Source organism: Brevundimonas kwangchunensis (assembly GCF_039523815.1).
Lineage (GTDB): Bacteria > Pseudomonadota > Alphaproteobacteria > Caulobacterales > Caulobacteraceae > Brevundimonas > Brevundimonas kwangchunensis.
Window position 1 is genome coordinate 468,966 of record NZ_BAAAGA010000001.1, and the last position, 17,575, is coordinate 486,540.

13 protein-coding genes are annotated in these 17,575 nt (G+C 67.2%); 3 read left to right on the plus strand and 10 right to left on the minus strand.

Translation table 11 applies throughout. The features are described 5' to 3' along the window. Nucleotides 1-2 precede the first annotated feature (2 nt). A complete protein-coding gene (locus ABDZ95_RS02250; protein ID WP_343789712.1) occupies nucleotides 3-812 on the minus strand; it encodes a response regulator transcription factor in 810 nt (269 codons plus the stop codon). Nucleotides 813-981: 169 nt separating this feature from the next. Between ABDZ95_RS02250 and ABDZ95_RS02255 the strand changes: the two genes are divergently transcribed. Further along, the gene (locus ABDZ95_RS02255; RefSeq protein ID WP_343789714.1) at nucleotides 982-1,443 is read left to right on the plus strand and encodes a nuclear transport factor 2 family protein; all 462 of its coding nucleotides are present in this window, start codon (nucleotides 982-984) and stop codon (nucleotides 1,441-1,443) included. Nucleotides 1,444-1,488: 45 nt separating this feature from the next. Here ABDZ95_RS02255 and ABDZ95_RS02260 read toward each other — a convergent pair whose 3' ends face one another. Continuing rightward, complete coding sequence (locus ABDZ95_RS02260) at nucleotides 1,489-2,679, minus strand: acyl-CoA dehydrogenase (RefSeq protein ID WP_343789717.1); 1,191 nt, start codon at nucleotides 2,677-2,679, stop codon at nucleotides 1,489-1,491. A 138-nt stretch (nucleotides 2,680-2,817) separates the two neighbouring features. Between ABDZ95_RS02260 and ABDZ95_RS02265 the strand changes: the two genes are divergently transcribed. After that, on the plus strand, nucleotides 2,818-3,084 hold the full coding sequence (locus ABDZ95_RS02265; RefSeq protein WP_343789720.1) for a DUF6356 family protein: 267 nt from the start codon (nucleotides 2,818-2,820) through the stop codon (nucleotides 3,082-3,084). 67 nt (nucleotides 3,085-3,151) lie between these two features. Continuing rightward, the gene (locus tag ABDZ95_RS02270; RefSeq protein ID WP_343789723.1) at nucleotides 3,152-4,330 is read left to right on the plus strand and encodes a CaiB/BaiF CoA transferase family protein; all 1,179 of its coding nucleotides are present in this window, start codon (nucleotides 3,152-3,154) and stop codon (nucleotides 4,328-4,330) included. Here ABDZ95_RS02270 and ABDZ95_RS02275 read toward each other — a convergent pair. The 8 genes from ABDZ95_RS02275 to ABDZ95_RS02310 all read right to left on the minus strand — a co-directional run bounded on the left by ABDZ95_RS02275 (nucleotide 4,327) and on the right by ABDZ95_RS02310 (nucleotide 17,415). Beyond that, the gene (locus ABDZ95_RS02275) at nucleotides 4,327-4,770 is read right to left on the minus strand and encodes a putative signal transducing protein (RefSeq protein ID WP_343789726.1); all 444 of its coding nucleotides are present in this window, start codon (nucleotides 4,768-4,770) and stop codon (nucleotides 4,327-4,329) included. The two genes, ABDZ95_RS02270 and ABDZ95_RS02275, sit on opposite strands and share 4 nt — an antisense overlap. An 85-nt stretch (nucleotides 4,771-4,855) precedes the next feature. Further along, a complete protein-coding gene (gene odhB, locus ABDZ95_RS02280; RefSeq protein ID WP_343789729.1) occupies nucleotides 4,856-6,382 on the minus strand; it encodes a 2-oxoglutarate dehydrogenase complex dihydrolipoyllysine-residue succinyltransferase in 1,527 nt (508 codons plus the stop codon). 43 nt (nucleotides 6,383-6,425) lie between these two features. Beyond that, nucleotides 6,426-9,434 carry a 2-oxoglutarate dehydrogenase E1 component gene (locus tag ABDZ95_RS02285; RefSeq protein WP_343789732.1) on the minus strand — a complete coding sequence of 1,003 codons (3,009 nt, stop codon included), beginning with the start codon at nucleotides 9,432-9,434 and terminating at the stop codon, nucleotides 6,426-6,428. Nucleotides 9,435-9,754: 320 nt separating this feature from the next. After that, on the minus strand, nucleotides 9,755-10,657 hold the full coding sequence (gene sucD, locus ABDZ95_RS02290; RefSeq protein WP_343789735.1) for a succinate--CoA ligase subunit alpha: 903 nt from the start codon (nucleotides 10,655-10,657) through the stop codon (nucleotides 9,755-9,757). Nucleotides 10,658-10,709: 52 nt separating this feature from the next. After that, nucleotides 10,710-11,900 (minus strand): ADP-forming succinate--CoA ligase subunit beta, encoded by a 1,191-nt coding sequence (sucC, locus tag ABDZ95_RS02295; protein WP_343789738.1) that lies wholly within the window; start codon nucleotides 11,898-11,900, stop codon nucleotides 10,710-10,712. 81 nt (nucleotides 11,901-11,981) lie between these two features. Next, a complete protein-coding gene (locus ABDZ95_RS02300; protein WP_343789741.1) occupies nucleotides 11,982-13,487 on the minus strand; it encodes a spinster family MFS transporter in 1,506 nt (501 codons plus the stop codon). Between the two features lie 62 nt (nucleotides 13,488-13,549). Further along, nucleotides 13,550-15,058, minus strand: coding sequence for a spinster family MFS transporter (locus ABDZ95_RS02305; RefSeq protein WP_343789744.1), 1,509 nt, complete (start codon nucleotides 15,056-15,058; stop codon nucleotides 13,550-13,552). Between the two features lie 131 nt (nucleotides 15,059-15,189). After that, on the minus strand, nucleotides 15,190-17,415 hold the full coding sequence (locus ABDZ95_RS02310) for a TonB-dependent receptor (protein ID WP_343789747.1): 2,226 nt from the start codon (nucleotides 17,413-17,415) through the stop codon (nucleotides 15,190-15,192). Between the last annotated feature and the right edge of the window lie 160 nt (nucleotides 17,416-17,575).

The following is a 17,575-nucleotide window of genomic DNA, read 5'->3' on the forward strand; positions in this document are numbered from 1 at the left end:
GCTCAGCCAGCCGCCGACAGATCGCGGAAGATCAGGCTCTGACTGCGCGCCGAGACGATCAGCGGGTGCAAATCCTCGCCCAGCTCCGGCGCCTGCTCCTTCAACCGACGGCGAAGGGCGCTGATGCGGGCGTCGATGATGTTGACGAAGTTGTCGGGCAGGAATTTCCACTCCACCCAGCACCGATCCCACAGCATCGTCTTGGTCACCGGCTGGCCGCGCGCGGTCGTCAGCTCGCAGACGATCGAGAACTCCAGCGGCGAGAGGTCGATCTGGCGCGAGACGTCGTCCAGTTCCAGCTTGAGCGTCCGGGCCCCCAGCGACAGGCGGAACGGGCCGTTGATGAGGTCAGCCGAGGCCGGGCGTGCGCGGCGGGCGGCGCGGCGCAGTTGGGCGGCGATGCGGGCCAGAAGCTCCTCGTCCCCGACCGGTTTGGCCAGATAGTCGTCGGCGCCGCCCAGAAGGCCCTCGACCTTCTGCCGCTCGGCGCCCATGGCCGTCAGCATAAGGGCCGGGGCATCGGACGAGGGGCCAGCGGCGGCGCGCAGGGTCTTGAGCATCTCCAGCCCATCCATGCCGCGCGTGTGGCGATCGAGGATCAGCACGTCGTAGGGACGGTTCCGGGCCGCCTCCAGCGCGTCCTCGCCGGCGTCGAAGCGATCGACCTGCTCGAACCCGGCCTGCAGCAGGCGTTCGGCGACATGGTCGGACAGGGCGGGGTCATCTTCCAGCAGCAGGGCGGCGCGCCCGGCGAAGACATCGGTCAGCTGGGCGAACGGATCGTCGCCGATGGTGATCTGTTCGCCGTCCATGCCCAACTCCCTTAACGCAACGATACGCCGCCCCGGTCGAATGACAATGGTCGGTGACGCAGGCCCACCCTGCCCTGCGCGCGCGCGGCCACGCCGCTGATTGTTCCTGACCGAACAACGATTGCGGACTGAAGAGCACGTGCTAGCGTCGGCAGACAGGAGAACGCCCATGCTCGCCGCTGCCGCACTCGCTCTCGCCCTTCAGAGTACACCCGTCGACCCTGCCTCGGCCGACGCGGCCGCCGTCATGGTTCCTGTGAACGGCGTCTTCGCCGCCCTGTCGGCTCGCGACGGTCAGGCGCTGCTGCCTCTGATGGACGCGGAAGCGCGCATCAATGTCGTGGCGGAGGGGCCGAACGGCGCGCGCCGTCACGCCAGCCCGACCGTGGCCGATTTCACCGGGAGCCTGACGCCCGGGCCCGAGCGGTTCGAGGAGATCATGCCGGCGCCGTCCGTGATGATCGACGGGGATATCGCCTCGGTCTGGGGCCGCTACGTCTTCCGCGTCGACGGCGAGCTGAGCCATTGCGGCGTGAACCACTTCGGCCTGATCCGCCGCGACGGCGTCTGGAAGATCGCCAACCTGACCTGGACGCAGCGCATGACCGGCTGCGAGGGGATTGTGCCCTAGCCTCGCGCTCATGCAGCTCGCGACCGCGTCGCGAGCGTTAGCGCACTAGAATGCGCTTTCGCCCGTAATCGCCCGTCCAAGGATCAGGGCGTGGACGTCGTGGGCGCCCTCGTAGGTGTTGACCGTCTCGAGGTTCATGGCGTGGCGCATGACGTGCATCTCGCCGGTGATGCCGGCTCCGCCGTGCATGTCGCGGGCCTCGCGGGCGATGGCCAGCGCCTTGCCGCAGTTGTTGCGCTTCATCATCGAGATGGCTTCCGGGCACCAGTCGCCGTTGTCGAGACGACGGCCCAGCGCCAGCGCGCCCTCGAAGCCGAGGAAGATCTCGGTCTGCATGTCGGCCAGCTTCTTCTGCACCAGTTGGCGCGCGGCCAGCGGGCGGCCGAACAGCATGCGCTCGGCGACATAGTCGCGGGTTGCGTGCAGGCAGAACTCGGCGGCGCCCATCGCGCCCCACGAAATGCCGTAACGGGCCTTGTTCAGGCAGGAGAACGGGCCGCGCAGGCCCTTCACGCCGGGCAGAATGTTCTCTTCCGGCACGAAGACGTCGTTCAGGCCGATGTCGCCGGTGATCGAGGCGCGCAGGCTGAGCTTGTCGCCGATCTTGTCGGTGGTGAAGCCCTCCATGCCGCGCTCGACGATGAAGCCGCGGATGACGTCGTCCAGCTTGGCCCAGACCACGGCGAGGTCCGAGATCGGCGAGTTGGTGATCCAGTATTTTGCGCCGTTCAGGCGATAGCCGCCCTCGACCTTGACCGCCTTGGTCTTCATCGAGGCGGGGTCCGACCCGCCGTCCGCCTCGGTCAGGCCGAAGCAGCCGATCAGCTCGCCGGCGGCCATGCGCGGCAGGAAGCGCATCTTCTGCTCCTCCGAGCCGAAGGCGTAGATCGGGTACATGGCCAGCGACGACTGCACCGACATGGCCGAGCGATAGCCGCTGTCGACCGCCTCGATCTCGCGCGCGATCAGGCCGTAGGCAACGTGGCTGGCGCCGGCGCCGCCGTACTGTTCCGGCAGGGTGGCGCCGAGAAAGCCCATCTCGCCCATCTCGGTCATGATCGAGCGGTCGAAGGTCTCGTCGCGGAAGGCGGCGACCACGCGCGGCAAAAGCTTCTCGCGCGCATAGGCGCGGGCCGCTTGCTGGATCATCCGCTCGTCGTCGGTCAGCCGCCCGTCCAGATCCAGCGGGTCTTCCCAGCTGAAGGTCTTGTGCGAGGCGGTGTGTCCGTCGGCCATGGTCGTCTTCCTGAGCGTCTGCGGGGTTCAGGCGATCGTGAGCATCCGTGACGATCGGCCCCCTGTTCTGCGCTGCGGTTTAGGCCAGAATGACGCTCGCGGGTAGAGGGAGCGCCCGCGTCACGATAGGCTGTCCGGATGAGCCGCACGCTGAATCGCCTGTTCTCCGATCACCCCCGCGAGGTGGGCGAGGGCTATTTCGAGCACATGGGCCACGCATTCAGCTTCGGCTTCAAGCTCTTGCGCCTGTCCGCCTGCGCCTTCGCCCACGGCGTCGTGCCCGGCGTTCACAAGACGACCGTCTCGGACGAGATCAAATGCATGGCCCGCGACATGGGCAGCCGCGCGGACGAGGCGCGAGAGTGCCGGATGAAGGATGCCGGGGTCTGGGATCCGGGGCTGTAGTTCCCCTCATCCGACCCGCTTCGCCGGCCACCTTCTCCCGCAGGGGGAGAAGGGCTAGTCAGTGGACATGACCCAAGGCCCCCTCTCCGGCGTTCGCGTCCTCGATCTGTCCCGCGTACTGGCCGGCCCTTGGGCGACGCAGACGCTGGCGGACCTCGGCGCCGAGGTGATCAAGATCGAGCGCCCCGGCGCGGGCGACGACACCCGACTGTGGGGGCCTCCGTTCACGACGAAGGCCGACGGCTCGCGCGGGGACGCAGCCTATTTCCTGTGCGCCAACCGGGGCAAGAAGTCGGTCGCCATCGACATCGCCACGCCCGAGGGCGCGGCGGCCGTGCGCGAGCTGGCGAAGACCTGCGACGTAGTGGTCGAGAACTTCAAGACCGGCGGCCTGCGCAAATATGGTCTCGACTTCGCCGGCCTGTCGGCGGTGAACCCGAAGCTGATCTATTGCTCGATCACCGGTTTCGGCCAGAGCGGGCCGGACGCCCATCGGGCCGGTTACGACTACATGATCCAGGCCATGGGCGGCCTCATGTCGGTCACCGGCCAGCCGGACGGCGCGCCGGGCGCCGAGCCGATGAAGGTCGGGGTGGCGGTCGTGGATCTGTTCACCGGCCTGTACGCCTCCAACGCCATCATGGCCGGCCTGTTGCATGCCCGGGCCACGGGCGAGGGCCAGCACATCGACATCGCCCTGTTCGACGTTCAGGCGGCCATGCTGGCCAATCAGGCGACCAACTATTTTGTCTCCGGACAGGCGCCGACGCGGATGGGCAATGCCCACCCCAACCTGGCTCCCTATCAACCCTTCCCCTGCAGCGACGGCATGGTGGTGATCGCCGTCGGCAATGACGGCCAGTTCCGGTCGCTGTGCACGGCGCTGGAGATCGAGGCGATGGGGATGGAGCCGCGCTTCGCCACCAACGCCCAGCGCATCGCGCACCGGGGCGAACTGACCGCCCTGCTGTCCGACCGCACGGCGCGGCACGGGATGAAGGCGCTGATGACCATGCTGGACGCCGCCGGCGTGCCCTGCGGGCCGGTCAACACCATCGATCAGGTGTTCGAGGAGCCGCAGGCAATCCATCGCGGTCTGGTCGTCGAACAGACCCGGGACGATCTGGAGGGGGTGGTGAAGACAGTCGCTTCGCCCATTCGCATGTCGCGCACGCCCGTCGTCTACGACCGCGCCCCGCCGGCGCTGGGCGAGCATACGGACGAGGTGCTGGGCGGGAAGGCCTAGGGCGGGTTCAGCAGCAGCTGACCGACGCCCCACGCCGCGCCGAGGATCGTCAGCAGCAAGGCGCTGGACACCAGTATCCCCTGCCACGGAACCGGCCGGAACCGGTGCGGCAGGCTGGTGCCCCAGAAGCCGCCGGTGGCGAAGGCCGCCACCGCCATCAGACGTCCGGCTGTCCGCGTGCCGCCGTCGTCCTCGTCCAGATCGTCGCCCTCGTCGGTCGCGAACTCGCCCGCGCGGGCCATGGCCAGCAGGGCGCGGGCCTGCTCGATCTCCGACTCCGGCGCCATCAGCCGGATGCCCAGCGCCCGCTGCATCAACGGATCGACGGTCGTCTGGTAGCGCTCGGTCACCGAGACCGGGATGCCGTGGCTTTCGAGGAAGGCCGCGGCGAGGTCGGCTTCATAGACGTCGGTGAAGCGGGCGATCTCGGCGAGGCTCATGCGAGGAGCCTAGCACCGTGGCCGGAAATGAAAACGGCGGGAGCCCGAAAGCGCCCGCCGTCTGCATGGGATGGTGCGAGGTGGATCAGAGATCCAGCAGCGCGCGCGCCGGGTCTTCCAGCAGTTCCTTGACGCGGACCAGGAAGGTCACGGCTTCCTTGCCGTCGACGATCCGGTGGTCGTAGCTCAGCGCGATGTACATCATCGGGCGGATCTCGACCTGGCCGTTCACCGCCATCGGGCGCTGCACGATGTTGTGCATGCCCAAGATGCCCGACTGCGGCGCGTTCAGGATAGGCGTCGACATCAGCGAGCCGTAGGTGCCGCCGTTGGTGATGGTGAAGGTGCCGCCCTGCAGCTGGTCGAGGCTCAGCGCGCCATCGCGGGCCGCCTTGCCGAGAGCGCCGATGCCCTTCTCGATGCCGGCCAGCGACAGGGTGTCGGCGTCACGCAGAACCGGAACAACCAGGCCCTTGTCGGTACCGACGGCGACGCCGATGTCGTAGTGGTTCTTGTAGATGATGTCCGTGCCGTCGATCTCGGCGTTCACGGCCGGGATTTCCTTCAGGGCGGCGACGACGGCCTTGGTGAAGAAGGACATGAAGCCCAGCTTCACACCGTGGCGCTTCTCGAAGACGTCCTTGTACTGACTGCGCAGGGCCATGACGTTGGTCATGTCCACCTCGTTGAAGGTGGTCAGCTGGGCGGCCGTGTTCTGCGATTCCTTCAGGCGACGGGCGATGGTCTGACGCAGGCGCGTCATCTTCACCCGCTCCTCGCGCGGCTGGTCGACGCGAGGGGCCGCAGCCGGAGCGGCGGCGGCCGGAGCCGCGGCGGGCGCCGCGTTGATCGCGTTCAGGGCATCGCCCTTGGTGATGTTGCCCTTCGGACCGGTGGCCGCGATGGCCTTCGGATCGAGGTTGTTCTCGGTGACCACGCGCTGGACCGCCGGCGACAGGTGCGGGCTGTCCGAAGCGATCTGGGCGGAGCCGGTGTTGGCCGGGGCGGCGGCGGCCGGAGCCGGGGCCGGGGCGGCGCCCGAGGCCGAGATCGAACCGATCTGCTGGCCCGGGGTGACGCTCGCGCCGGCATCGGCCGAGATGGTCAGGACGCCGGCGGCCGGAGCCGAGACTTCCACGGCGACCTTGTCGGTCTCGATCTCGACCAGCAGCTCGTCCTTGGCGACGGTGTCGCCCGACTTCTTCAGCCAGGCGCCCATCGAACCCTCGGCGACGCTCTCGCCCATGGTCGGCACGTTGATGGCGACGGCATCTCCCGAGGCGGCGGCAGCGGCCGGAGCCGGAGCAGCCTCGGCCTTCGGTGCTTCAGCCTTGGCCGGAGCAGCCGCGGGAGCCGGAGCGGCGGCGGCTGCCGCGCCGCCTTCGGACACCACACCCAAGATCGCGCCCGGAGTCACGGTGTCGCCGTCGGCGAACTTGATCTCGGCCAGGGTGCCGTCGGAGGGCGAAACCACCTCAAGCGAGACCTTGTCGGTTTCCAGCTCGACCAGGACCTCGTCCTTCTTCACCGGATCACCGGCCTTCTTCGTCCACTTGCCGATCGTGGCTTCGGTGACGGATTCGCCGAGGGCGGGGGTCAGGATGTCGGCCATGGGGAGGGTCCGGGTCTCGTTCAGGTTCTGTCGTTATCGCTTATCAGGCGAAGGCGTCGGTAAGGAAGGCGTCGAGTTCCTTCAGGTGGCGGCTCATCAGACCCGCGGCCGTCGAGGCGGAAGCCGGGCGGCCCACATAGCGGGCGCGTTTCGACTTCACGTTCAGCTTCTCGAGCGTCAGTTCGATCCACGGATCGACGAAGGTCCAGCCGCCCATGTTCTTGGGCTCTTCCTGACACCACACCAGTTCGGCGTTCGGGAAGCGGGCCAGTTCGGTCATCAGCGACTTCATCGGCCACGGATAGAACTGCTCGAGACGCAGGATGTAGACGTCGTCCACCGGCTTGCCGTCCTGCATGTCCTTCTCGCGGCGCTCCAGCAGATCGTAATAGACCTTGCCCGAGCACAGGATCACGCGGCGGATGTCCTTGTCCGCCTTGATCTTGATGCCGGCGACGTCCGGACGGGTCTGGGCGTCGTCGTGCAGCACGCGGTGGAACGAGCTGCCCTCGGCCAGATCGGCGAGGGTCGATACCGCCTTCTTGTGACGCAGCAGCGACTTCGGCGTCATGATGATCAGCGGCTTGCGGAACGGCCGCTGCATCTGGCGACGCAGGATGTGGAAGTAGTTGGCCGGGGTCGTGCAGTTGGCGACCTGGATGTTGTCCTCGGCGCAGGCCTGCAGGAAGCGCTCAAGGCGCGCCGACGAGTGCTCGGGGCCCTGACCTTCGTAGCCGTGCGGCAGCAGCATGGTGAGGCCGCTCATGCGCAGCCATTTGCGTTCACCCGAGGTGATGAACTGGTCGATCACAACCTGGGCGCCGTTCACGAAGTCGCCGAACTGGCCTTCCCACAGGACCAGGGTGTTCGGATCGGCCAGCGAGTAGCCGTACTCGAAGCCCAATACGGCCTCTTCGGACAGGGCCGAGTCGATGACCTCGAAGTGGGCCTGTCCGTCCGACAGATTGTTCAGCGGGGTGTAGCGCTTCTCGGTCGTCTGATCGACGATGCCCGAGTGGCGTTGGGAGAAGGTGCCGCGCACCGAGTCCTGACCCGACAGGCGGACCGGGAAACCCTCTTCCAGCAGCGAGCCGTAGGCGAGGCTCTCGGCCGTGGCCCAGTCGATGTTCTGACCGGTCGTGATCATCTCGCGACGAGCGTCGATGACGCGCTTCAGCGTCTTGTGGATGTCCACGGCGTTCGGGATGGTCGTCAGACGATGGCCCAGATCGGTCAGCTTCGCAGCGGGCACTGCGGTGTCGCCGCGGCGCTCGTCGCCTTCGGCGAGACCGATGCCCTGCCATTGACCGTCCATCCAGTCGGCCTTCTTGGCCTCGAACGCCTTGCCGGCGTCGAACTCGGCGTCGAGGAAGTTCTCGAAGCGCGAGACCTCGGCGTCGACCTCGGCCTGGCTGATCACGCCCTCGGCCACCAGACGCGCGGCGTAGATTTCGCGCGTCGACTGCTGGGCGCGGATCTTCGCGTACATCAGCGGCTGGGTGAACGTGGGGTCGTCGCCCTCGTTGTGGCCGAAGCGGCGGTAGCAGAACATGTCCACCACCACGTCCTTGTGGAACTTCTGGCGGAACTCGGTGGCCACCTTGGCGGCGAAGACGACCGCTTCGGGGTCATCGCCGTTCACGTGGAAGATCGGGGCCTGGACCATCAGGGCCACATCCGACGGATAGGGCGACGAGCGCGAGTTCCGCGGGCTGGTGGTGAAGCCGATCTGGTTGTTGACCACGAAGTGGATGGTGCCGCCGGTGCGGTAACCCTTCAGCCCCATCAGGGCGAAGCACTCGGCCACCACGCCCTGACCGGCGAAGGCGGCGTCGCCGTGGATCAACAGCGGTACGACCTTGGAGCGGTCCAGCGCCCACTGCTCTTCCGGCACGCCGGCGTTGGCCTCGCGGATGTCGAACGCCTGCTTGGCGCGCGCCTTGCCCAGCACGACCGGATTGACGATCTCGAGGTGCGACGGGTTGGCGGTCAGCGACAGGTGGACCTTGTTGCCGTCAAACTCGCGGTCCGACGAGGCCCCCATGTGATATTTCACATCGCCCGAGCCTTCGATGTCCGAAGGGACGGTCGAACCGCCCTGGAACTCGTGGAAGATCGCGCGGTAGGGCTTGCCCATCACGGCGGCCAAGGTGTTCAGGCGGCCGCGGTGGGCCATGCCGAAGATGATCTCGTCGACGCCCAGGGCGCCGCCGCGCTTGATGATCTGCTCCAGCGCCGGGACCATGGCCTCGCCACCGTCCAGACCGAACCGCTTGGTGCCCGGGAAGCGCTTGTGCAGGAAGCGTTCGAAGCCCTCGGCCTCGATCAGCTTGTTCAGGATCGCCAGCTTGCCTTCCTTGGTGAAGGCGTTCTGCTCGAACTTGTCGGCGCCCTCGAAGCGGGCCTGCAGCCAGGATTTCTCTTCCGGTTCAGCGATGTGCATGAACTGGATGCCGATGTTGCCGCAGTAGGTGCGCTTCAGCAGCGCCAAGACCTCGCGGATGGTGCCGGTCTGCAGACCCAGCACGCCGTCCAGGAAGATCGGGCGGTCCATGTCGGCGGCGGTGAAGCCGTAGAACTCGGGCGTCAGTTCCGGGTTGTTCACCGGCTGCTCGATGCCCAGCGGGTCCAGCGTGGCCTGCAGGTGGCCGCGGACACGGTAGCTGCGGATCAGCATCAGGGCGCGGATCGAGTCGTGGGCGGCGGCGCGGACGTCCTCGGCGGAGACGGCGGCGGCGGGCGCGGCCGGAGCCGGTGCGGCGCCCGGCTTCTTCGGATCGGGCTTGGGCGCGGGCCAGCGGCCGTCGAACACGCCGGTGGCTTCGGTCGGCTCGGTGGTGACCGGACGGCCCCAGGCGCCGGCGCCGGCCGAGGCCTTCACCGCGGCGGCGTTGTCACGCAGCTGGTCGAAGAAGGCGCGCCATTCGCCGGAAACCGACGACGGATCGTTGGCCCACTTCTCGTGCAGGTCTTCGATGAAGGCGGCGTTCGAGCCGTACAGGAAGCTGGTCTCGGCAAAGACCTGGTTCAGCCGACCGGCATCGTCCGCCATTGTTCTCGTCACGTCCCTGAGATCGGTCGCGCACGTCTGCGCGAACCGGCGCCGTTCATATAGGCGCTGTTTCCTTATGGGTCATGACCAAATGGGGGCATTTCGTGCGGAATTCGACCTTCGTCGGCCTCCGGCGCGCGGGTTGGCCCCCGCCCGGAGCCCCTGAACAGATTGATCCAGTCGAAAAGCGGCCCGAAACAGCGTCAAAATCACGCGCCATGTCTCGCCATAGAGACACATCGTCCGGAAATGAAAACGCCTCACCCGCTGCCAGATGAGGCGCCTTCGATATCAGACCGTTTCGGCAGGCCGGAGCTTGATCAGCCCTTCAGGACCTCGACCAGGGTCTTGCCGAGACGGGCCGGCGATTCCGACATGCGGATGCCGGCGGCTTCCATGGCGGCGATCTTGGATTCCGCATCGCCCTTGCCGCCCGAGACGACCGCGCCGGCGTGGCCCATGGTGCGGCCCTTCGGAGCGGTGCGGCCCGCGATGAAACCGGCCATCGGCTTCTTGCGGCCCTTCTTCGCTTCGTCGATCAGGAACTGGGCGGCGTCTTCCTCGGCGCCGCCGCCGATCTCGCCGATCATGATGATCGAGGTGGTGGCGTCGTCGGCCAGGAACATCTCCAGCATGTCGATGAACTCGGTGCCCTTGACCGGGTCGCCGCCGATGCCGACGGCCGTCGTCTGGCCGAGGCCCTCGTTCGAGGTCTGGAACACGGCTTCATAGGTCAGGGTGCCCGAGCGCGACACGATGCCGACCGAGCCCTTCTTGAAGATGTTGCCCGGCATGATGCCGATCTTGCACTCGTCCGGGGTCAGGATGCCCGGGCAGTTCGGGCCCAGCAGGCGCGACTTCGAGTTTTCCAGACGGCGCTTCACCTGGACCATGTCCAGCACCGGGATGCCTTCGGTGATGCAGGTGATGAAGGGGATCTCGGCGTCGATGGCCTCGATGATGGCGGCCGCGGCGCCTGCCGGCGGGACGTAGATGACCGAGGCGTCGGCGCCGGTGGCGTCCTTGGCTTCGGCGACCGAGGCGTAGATCGGCAGGGTTTCGCCGTGCGAGCCGGTCCAGTTCGTGCCGCCCTTGGTCGGGTGCACGCCGGCGACCATCTGGGTGCCGTGGTAGGCCAGCGCCTGCTCGGTGTGGAAGCCGCCGGTCTTGCCGGTCAGGCCCTGGACGATGATCTTGGTGTTCTTGTCGACGAGAATGGACATGTTCTGTCTCTGAATAGGTGTGTCAGCAGGGCGGTGGCGGTGAGGCGAAGCCTCAGCCGACCGCCGCGACGATCTTCTGGGCGGCGTCGTCGAGGTCGTCGGCGGCCGTGATGGCCAGACCCGAGCCGTTCAGGATCTGCTTGCCCAGCTCGGCGTTGGTGCCTTCCAGACGAACGACCAGCGGAACCTTCAGGCCGACTTCCTTCACCGCGGCGATGACGCCCTCGGCGATGACGTCGCACTTCATGATGCCGCCGAAGATGTTGACCAGGATGCCCTGCACAGCCGGATCGGCCGTGATGATCTTGAAGGCCGCGGCGACCTTCTCCTTGCCGGCGCCGCCGCCGACGTCACAGAAGTTGGCCGGCTCCTTGCCGTACAGCTTGATGATATCCATCGTCGCCATGGCCAGGCCGGCGCCGTTGACCATGCAGCCGATGTTGCCGTCCAGGGCGACGTAGGCGAGGTCCCACTCCGAGGCCTCGATTTCCTTGGCGTCTTCCTCGGTCTCGTCGCGCAGTTCCTTGATGTCCGGGTGACGGAACAGGGCGTTGCCGTCGAACGAGACCTTGGCGTCCAGAACGCGCAGGTGGCCATTCTCCATGACAATCAGAGGATTGACCTCCAGCATCGCCATGTCCTTCTCGATGAAGGCCTTGTAGAGCGCCGGGAACAGCGACTTGCCGTCTTCGGCGGCGTCGCCGGTCAGGCCGTAGGCGGCGTTGATCTTCGCCACGTCGGCGTCGGTCACACCCGTCGACGGGTCGATGGCGATGGTCACGATCTTCTCGGGCGTGTCGTGGGCGACGGCCTCGATGTCCATGCCGCCCTCGGTCGAGACGACGAAGGCGACGCGGCCGACTTCACGATCGACCAGCAGCGAGCAGTACAGCTCGCGGGCGATGTCGGCGCCGTCCTCGATGTACAGGCGGTTCACCTGTTTGCCGGCGTCGCCGGTCTGGGCGGTGACCAGGGTGTTGCCCAGCATTTCGCCGGCGTGCTTGACCACGTCCTCGATCGAGAAGGCGAGGCGGACGCCGCCCTTGGCGTCGGCCGGCAGTTCCTTGAACTTGCCCTTGCCGCGGCCGCCCGCGTGGATCTGCGACTTCACGACGTACAGCGGGCCAGGCAGTTGCTTGGCGGCCGCTTCGGCCTCTGCGACCGAAGTGATCGGGACGCCGGCCGCGACCGGAGCGCCAAAGCCCTTCAGGACCTGTTTGGCCTGATACTCGTGAATGTTCATGGGAGACCGCCGCAATCGCTGCCAGAAGAATTGCGGGGCTTATAGGCCCCCCGCCTTCGCAGGTGCAACAGTTCCCCTACGTTAGTCGACCCAGTCACGCTTCAGGGTGCGCGAGGCGGCCAGCAGAAGCACCGACGCCAGCACATAGAAGCCCATGCCCGTGTAGATCGCCCAGCGCAGGCTCTCCTCGCCGAAGCGCGGGGCCAGCAGGTCGCTCATCCAGCCGAAATAATAGAAGCCCACGGCGATGCCGAGCAGGTTGTTGACCAGCAGGAACAGCGCCGAGGCCATGGTCCGCATCGACGGCCCGACCAGATGCTGGACCGCCGCGAGGATCGGCCCCGCCCAGCTGAGGTTCAGGCCGGTGGGGATCAGGAAGATGATGAAGGCCAGGATCAGGGCCTGTGCCTGACTGCCGCCACCGGGGATGATCTGGTCGATCAGCCAGGCCGCGTTCATGGCCAGCACGAAACAGGGCGCCGAGATCAGGAAGGCGATCGCCGGGATCAACGGATAGGCCCCGCGCGACACCTTGCCGAGGCGATCGGCGAGCACTCCGCCCATCCAGATGCCCGCCACGCCGCCGACCAGCGCGATGCCCGAATAGTACCAGGAGGTCTGCAGCAGGGTCAGATCGAAACTGCGCATGAAGAAGGTCGGCAGCCAGCCGGCGACGCCGTAGTTGCAGACCGACGAAGCAGCGGCGCCGAGCGCCAGAAACCAGAACGACGGCTTGGCGCCGAGCGCGCCGACCACGTCCTTGCTGGCGATCATCGACTGGGCGAACAGGCCCATGCCCGCGCCGGCCACGCACAGACCGGCCAGCAGGACGCCCTCCACCTTCAGCGCCAGACCGAGCGCGCCGCCGGCAGCGGCGAGGAGCGCCATGAGGATCACCAGCTGGCGCGCGCCCTTGCTGGCGACGCGCGGCGCCGGGACGGTTTCGGGCGCCGGGGCGGGCGCAGGTTCCGGCGCCGCTCGGACATCCATCCCCCCGCGGATCGGATCGCGCACCGTCATCCGCAGCAGGGGCGCGACCGCGACGCCCAGCAGGCCCACGACGATGAAGGCGGTGCGCCAGCCGTACTGGGCCGCCAGAACTCCGCCGACCAGCGTACCCGCCGCCGTGCCCATGGGAATGCCGAACGAATAGACCGCCAGCGCCCTCGCGCGCTGCTCCTTGGGGAAGTAGTCGGCGATCAGGGAGTAGGCGGGCGGCGAACCGCCGGCCTCGCCAACGCCGACGCCCATTCGCGCGAGGAACAGCTGGCTGAACGAGCCGGCCACGCCGCACAGGGCGGTGAAGCCGGACCAGACCGCCAAGGCGATGCTCATGATCCAGACCCGGCTGAACCGGTCGGCCAGCCAGGCCAGCGGGATGGCGAGCGTCGTATAGACCGAGGCGAAGGCGATACCGCCGAGCAGGCCGAACCGGGTGTCCGACAGCCCGAACTCTGCCTTCAGCGGAACCGCGAGGATGCCGATGATCTGGCGATCCAGAAAGTTCAGCATGTAGACGAGGATCAGGATCGCCAGGACGTAGTAGCGATATCCTGGCGCGGCCGGGCGGGCGGCGACGGCGGTCATGGCGTTCCCCTCGTCATCTGTTTTCGCGTGACGTCCGCCCAGTGCGCCACGCTTCCGCTACGTCAGTCGACCCAATCCTTCTTCAGGGTGCGCGACGCGCCGATCAGCAGGATCGACGAGAGCAGGTAGAAGCCCATGCCGGTGTAGATGGCCCACCTGAGGCTTTCGTCGCCGAAGCGGGGCGCCAGCAGGTCGCTCATCCAGCCGAAGTAGAAGAAGCCCACGGCGATGCCGAGCAGGTTGTTGAACAGCAGGAAGATGGCCGAGGCCGTCGAGCGCATCGGCGCGGGCGCCAGATGCTGGACGGCCGCCGTCACCGGTCCCAGCCAGGCCAGGTTCAGGCCGGTCGGGATCAGGAAGATGACGAAGGCCACGGCCAGTTGCTGGAACTGGGTGCCGCCGCCGGGGAAGATCAGACCGATCAGCCAGGGCGAGTTCATCGCCAGGATGAAGCAGGGCGCCGAGATCAGGAAGGCGATGGCGGGCGTCAGCGGATAGGCGCCCTTGCCGCGCTTGGCCAGCTTGTCGGCGATCGCGCCACCGCCCCAAATGCCGAGGATACCGCCGATCAGGGCGATGCCGGAATAGTACCAGCTGACCTGCGTCAGGCTGAGCTCGAAGCTGCGCATGAAGAACAGCGGCAACCAGCCCGCGACGCCGTAGCCGCAGACCGACGACGAGGCCGCGCCCAGCGCCAGCAGCCAGAAGCTGGGCTTGGGCATGATGGCAGAGGCCGTGATCCGCGCGATCATTAAGGAGGCGCCGATGACGCCGGCCAGCATGCCTGCGAACAGCAGGATCAGGGCGTTGGCGGCGAAGACGCCGAAGTGGGCAAGGGCCGCGAGGATCAGCAGGCCGGCTGCCAGACCCAACAGGTATTGCGCGACCTTCTTGCCCAGACGGCCGTCGCCGGTGACCGGGGCGGGGGCAGCAGCCGGAGCCGGGGCCTTCACAACATCGGTGCCACCGCGCACCGGATCCTTCACCGTCAGGCGCAGCACCGGAGCGATCAGCAGACCCAGCAGACCGACCACGATGAAGGCGGTCTGCCAGCCATAGGTCGCCGCCAGCAGGCCGCCGACGAGAGTGCCGGCCGCCGTGCCCAGCGGAATCCCGAAGGCGAAGGCTGCAAGCGCGCGGGCGCGCTGGTGCGGCGGGAAGTAGTCGGCGACCAGGGAGTAGGCCGGGGCCACGCCGCCGGCCTCGCCCACACCCACGCCCATGCGGAACAGGAATAGCTGGGTGAACGAACCGGCGACGCCGCACAGGGCGGTGAAGCCCGACCAGACCGCCAGCGCGCCGGTCATGATCCAGACCCGGCTGAACCGGTCTGCGAACCAGGCCAGTGGAATGGCGAGCGTCGAATAGACCGAGGCGAAGGCGATACCGCCCAGCAGGCCGAACTCGGTGTCCGACATGCCGAAATGTTCCTTCAGCGGCGCGGCGAGGATGCCGATGATCTGCCGGTCGAGGAAGTTCAGCATGTAGACGAGGATGAGGATCGCCAGGACGTAGTAGCGATACCCGGGGCGGACAGGCGGCGAGGCCGGCGCGGCGGCGTCCGTGGTCATGGCGTTTCCCTCGACTTGCGTCTTTTCGTTGATCGGACCGTAGCGGCGCAGCGGCCCGACGCCAGAAGAAAAAAGGGCGACGGCTCCCTGGAGCCGCCGCCCGTGATCAGAAGCGATCAGGCTTCAGGAGATCAGAACTTGTAACCGACGCGGGCGGTGAACGTCCGCGGAGCGCCGTAGAAGGCGATCAGCGAGTCACCGGTCAGCGCGCCCGGGAACGAATAGCCGCCCGTCTTGTAGCGCTCGTCCGACAGGTTCTTGCCGTGGAAGCCGATGGTCAGGCGATCATCCGCCCCGGTCCACACCACGCTGGCGTCGTACATCCAGTAGGATTCCTGATCGAGCAGCGGAGCCGGAGTCTCGAACTGCTGATAGGCGCCGCGGTAGGCGGCGGACGGCGTGAAGGCGATCTCGCTGCCATCGGCGAACCAGTGGGTCCAGGTCGCGCTGATCGCGCCGGTCCATTCCGGGGTGTTCTGGAAGTTGCGGGCACTCGACACGTCGACGAAGCAGCCGACCGCGGTCGGGCAGGTCGAGTTCAGCGGGCCGGTCGGGATGTAGGCGAGGAACTCGTCGAACTCGGCGTCGATGTAGCTCAGCATGCCGTTGATCACGAGGTTGTCGGTCGCCCGCAGCGAACCTTCGAACTCCCAGCCGCGGATCGAGGACGAACCGACGTTGTCGACCACCGAGGCGACGGTGGCGCCGGCCGGATACTGGGTCGTGATCTGCTGGTCTTCGTACGAGGAGTCGAACACCGCGGTCGCGAAGCTGAAGCGGTCGAACAGCGTGCCCTTCAGGCCCAGTTCGATCGTTTCGACGGTTTCCGGATCATAGCCGTCGACGGTGTTCGGATAGAGCACGGCGTCACCGCGCATATCGAAGCCGCCCGACTTGAAGCCGCGACCCCACGAGGCGTAGGTCGTCAGGTCCGGGGTGATCTTGTAGGAAACGCTTGCGCGCGGGGTGAACTCCTCGAACTCGCGCGTGCGGGTGTAGTTGGTGCGCGGCGAGCCCAGCAGGGTTGCAGCGGCGTTGCCGAACGTGGGGCTGCGGATGCCGAGATACTGCTGGCGGAAGACCGTGCCAGTCTTCTCGTCGCTGGTGTAGCGACCGCCGACCGAGACCGACAGTTGATCGGTGAAGTCGTAGGTGAAGTCACCGAACACCGACCAGCTCTTGGTGTCGACGCTGCCGGCCGTCAGGGTGGTCAGGTTGGCCAGGCCGACGACGGTGTCGAAGGCGCCCGAGGCGGTGGCGTCCATGTAGAAGACGCCGGCCACACCCGACCAGTTGTCGCCCTCGAACAGAGCCTGGAATTCCTGGCTGAACTGGTCGTCGTCGTACATCGCGGGGATGTCGAGGATCGGACCGGCGAGGTTGTCAAAGTCGATATTGCCGCGGGTCGTGCCGTCACGATAGGCGGTGATCGACTTCAGCGTCAGGGTGTCGCTGACCGCCCATTCGCCGGTGAGCGAGATGCCACGGGTTTCGACGTGGTTGTCGTCGCCGGCGCCGGCGCGGGTGTCGTACGCGCTGTCCAGGATCGGCGCGAACTCGCGGTGACCGTGGCGGGCGTTGGAATCGTCCTGAACCCAGTCGGCGGCGACACGGAAGAACAGCGAGTCCGACGGGGTCCATTCCACGCTGGCGCGGGCGGCCGTGACGTCCTTGTTGTAGTGGTCGTTGCCGGTGGTCAGGTTGGTCCCGTAGCCGTTGCGCAGATAGCGGGCGATGCCGACCGACACGCCGAGCGTGTCGCTGACCGGCGCGGAGACGTTGGCCAGGACGTCGATCTGGTCATAGCTGCCATAGGCGCCCTGCACCTGCATCGAAGGCTCGTCGCCGATGCGGCGCGTGACGTACTTGATGGCGCCGCCGATGGTGTTGCGGCCGTAGAGCGTGCCTTGAGGGCCGCGCAGGACCTCGATGCGCTCGACGTCGAAGATGTCCAGAACGGCAGCCTGCGGGCGGGCGACGTAGACGTCGTCGATGTACAGGCCCACGCCCGGATCGAAGCCCCACAGCGGGTCCTGCTGGCCGACGCCGCGGATGAAGGAGATCAGCGTCGAGTTCGAGCCGCGCGCCGAGTTCAGCGTCAGGCTGGGCGTCGAGCGGGCCAGTTCGGTGATGTCGGCCGAGCCGCGGTTCTCGAGCTGTTGGGCAGTGACGGCGGTCACGGCGACCGGCACGTCCTGCAGCGCCTCGGCGCGGCGGCGGGCGGTCACGACGACCTCGCCCAACGAGGTGGCTTCCTGTTCCTGCGACGCCGGTTGGGCGTTCTGGGCGAGGGCGACGCCGGACAGCGCGGTCCAGGCGGCGCCGGCGAGCAAGGCGGTTTTCACGAGTCTGTTCATTGAAGTCCCCGGTCCTGATGTTTCCATTTGACGCTTTTATTCAGCGTTCAATGATTTTCTCGGAACGTAACCGATTTCAGCTTTGTGTCAAACTGCAGCGCTTTCGTAAGCAGCCCGTCCGCAATCACTGTGGCGCCGTTGCACAGTCGCCCCGGGACGG

What these genes read in the sequence shown, in the direction of transcription:
- ABDZ95_RS02250 (WP_343789712.1), bottom strand. Translation starts at nt 812, where the DNA reads ATGGACGGCGAACAGATCACCATCGGCGACGATCCGTTCGCCCAGCTG.
- ABDZ95_RS02255 (WP_343789714.1), top strand. Translation starts at nt 982, where the DNA reads ATGCTCGCCGCTGCCGCACTCGCTCTCGCCCTTCAGAGTACACCCGTC.
- ABDZ95_RS02260 (WP_343789717.1), bottom strand. Translation starts at nt 2,679, where the DNA reads ATGGCCGACGGACACACCGCCTCGCACAAGACCTTCAGCTGGGAAGAC.
- ABDZ95_RS02265 (WP_343789720.1), top strand. Translation starts at nt 2,818, where the DNA reads ATGAGCCGCACGCTGAATCGCCTGTTCTCCGATCACCCCCGCGAGGTG.
- ABDZ95_RS02270 (WP_343789723.1), top strand. Translation starts at nt 3,152, where the DNA reads ATGACCCAAGGCCCCCTCTCCGGCGTTCGCGTCCTCGATCTGTCCCGC.
- ABDZ95_RS02275 (WP_343789726.1), bottom strand. Translation starts at nt 4,770, where the DNA reads ATGAGCCTCGCCGAGATCGCCCGCTTCACCGACGTCTATGAAGCCGAC.
- odhB (WP_343789729.1), bottom strand. Translation starts at nt 6,382, where the DNA reads ATGGCCGACATCCTGACCCCCGCCCTCGGCGAATCCGTCACCGAAGCC.
- ABDZ95_RS02285 (WP_343789732.1), bottom strand. Translation starts at nt 9,434, where the DNA reads ATGGCGGACGATGCCGGTCGGCTGAACCAGGTCTTTGCCGAGACCAGC.
- sucD (WP_343789735.1), bottom strand. Translation starts at nt 10,657, where the DNA reads ATGTCCATTCTCGTCGACAAGAACACCAAGATCATCGTCCAGGGCCTG.
- sucC (WP_343789738.1), bottom strand. Translation starts at nt 11,900, where the DNA reads ATGAACATTCACGAGTATCAGGCCAAACAGGTCCTGAAGGGCTTTGGC.
- ABDZ95_RS02300 (WP_343789741.1), bottom strand. Translation starts at nt 13,487, where the DNA reads ATGACCGCCGTCGCCGCCCGCCCGGCCGCGCCAGGATATCGCTACTAC.
- ABDZ95_RS02305 (WP_343789744.1), bottom strand. Translation starts at nt 15,058, where the DNA reads ATGACCACGGACGCCGCCGCGCCGGCCTCGCCGCCTGTCCGCCCCGGG.
- ABDZ95_RS02310 (WP_343789747.1), bottom strand. Translation starts at nt 17,415, where the DNA reads ATGAACAGACTCGTGAAAACCGCCTTGCTCGCCGGCGCCGCCTGGACC.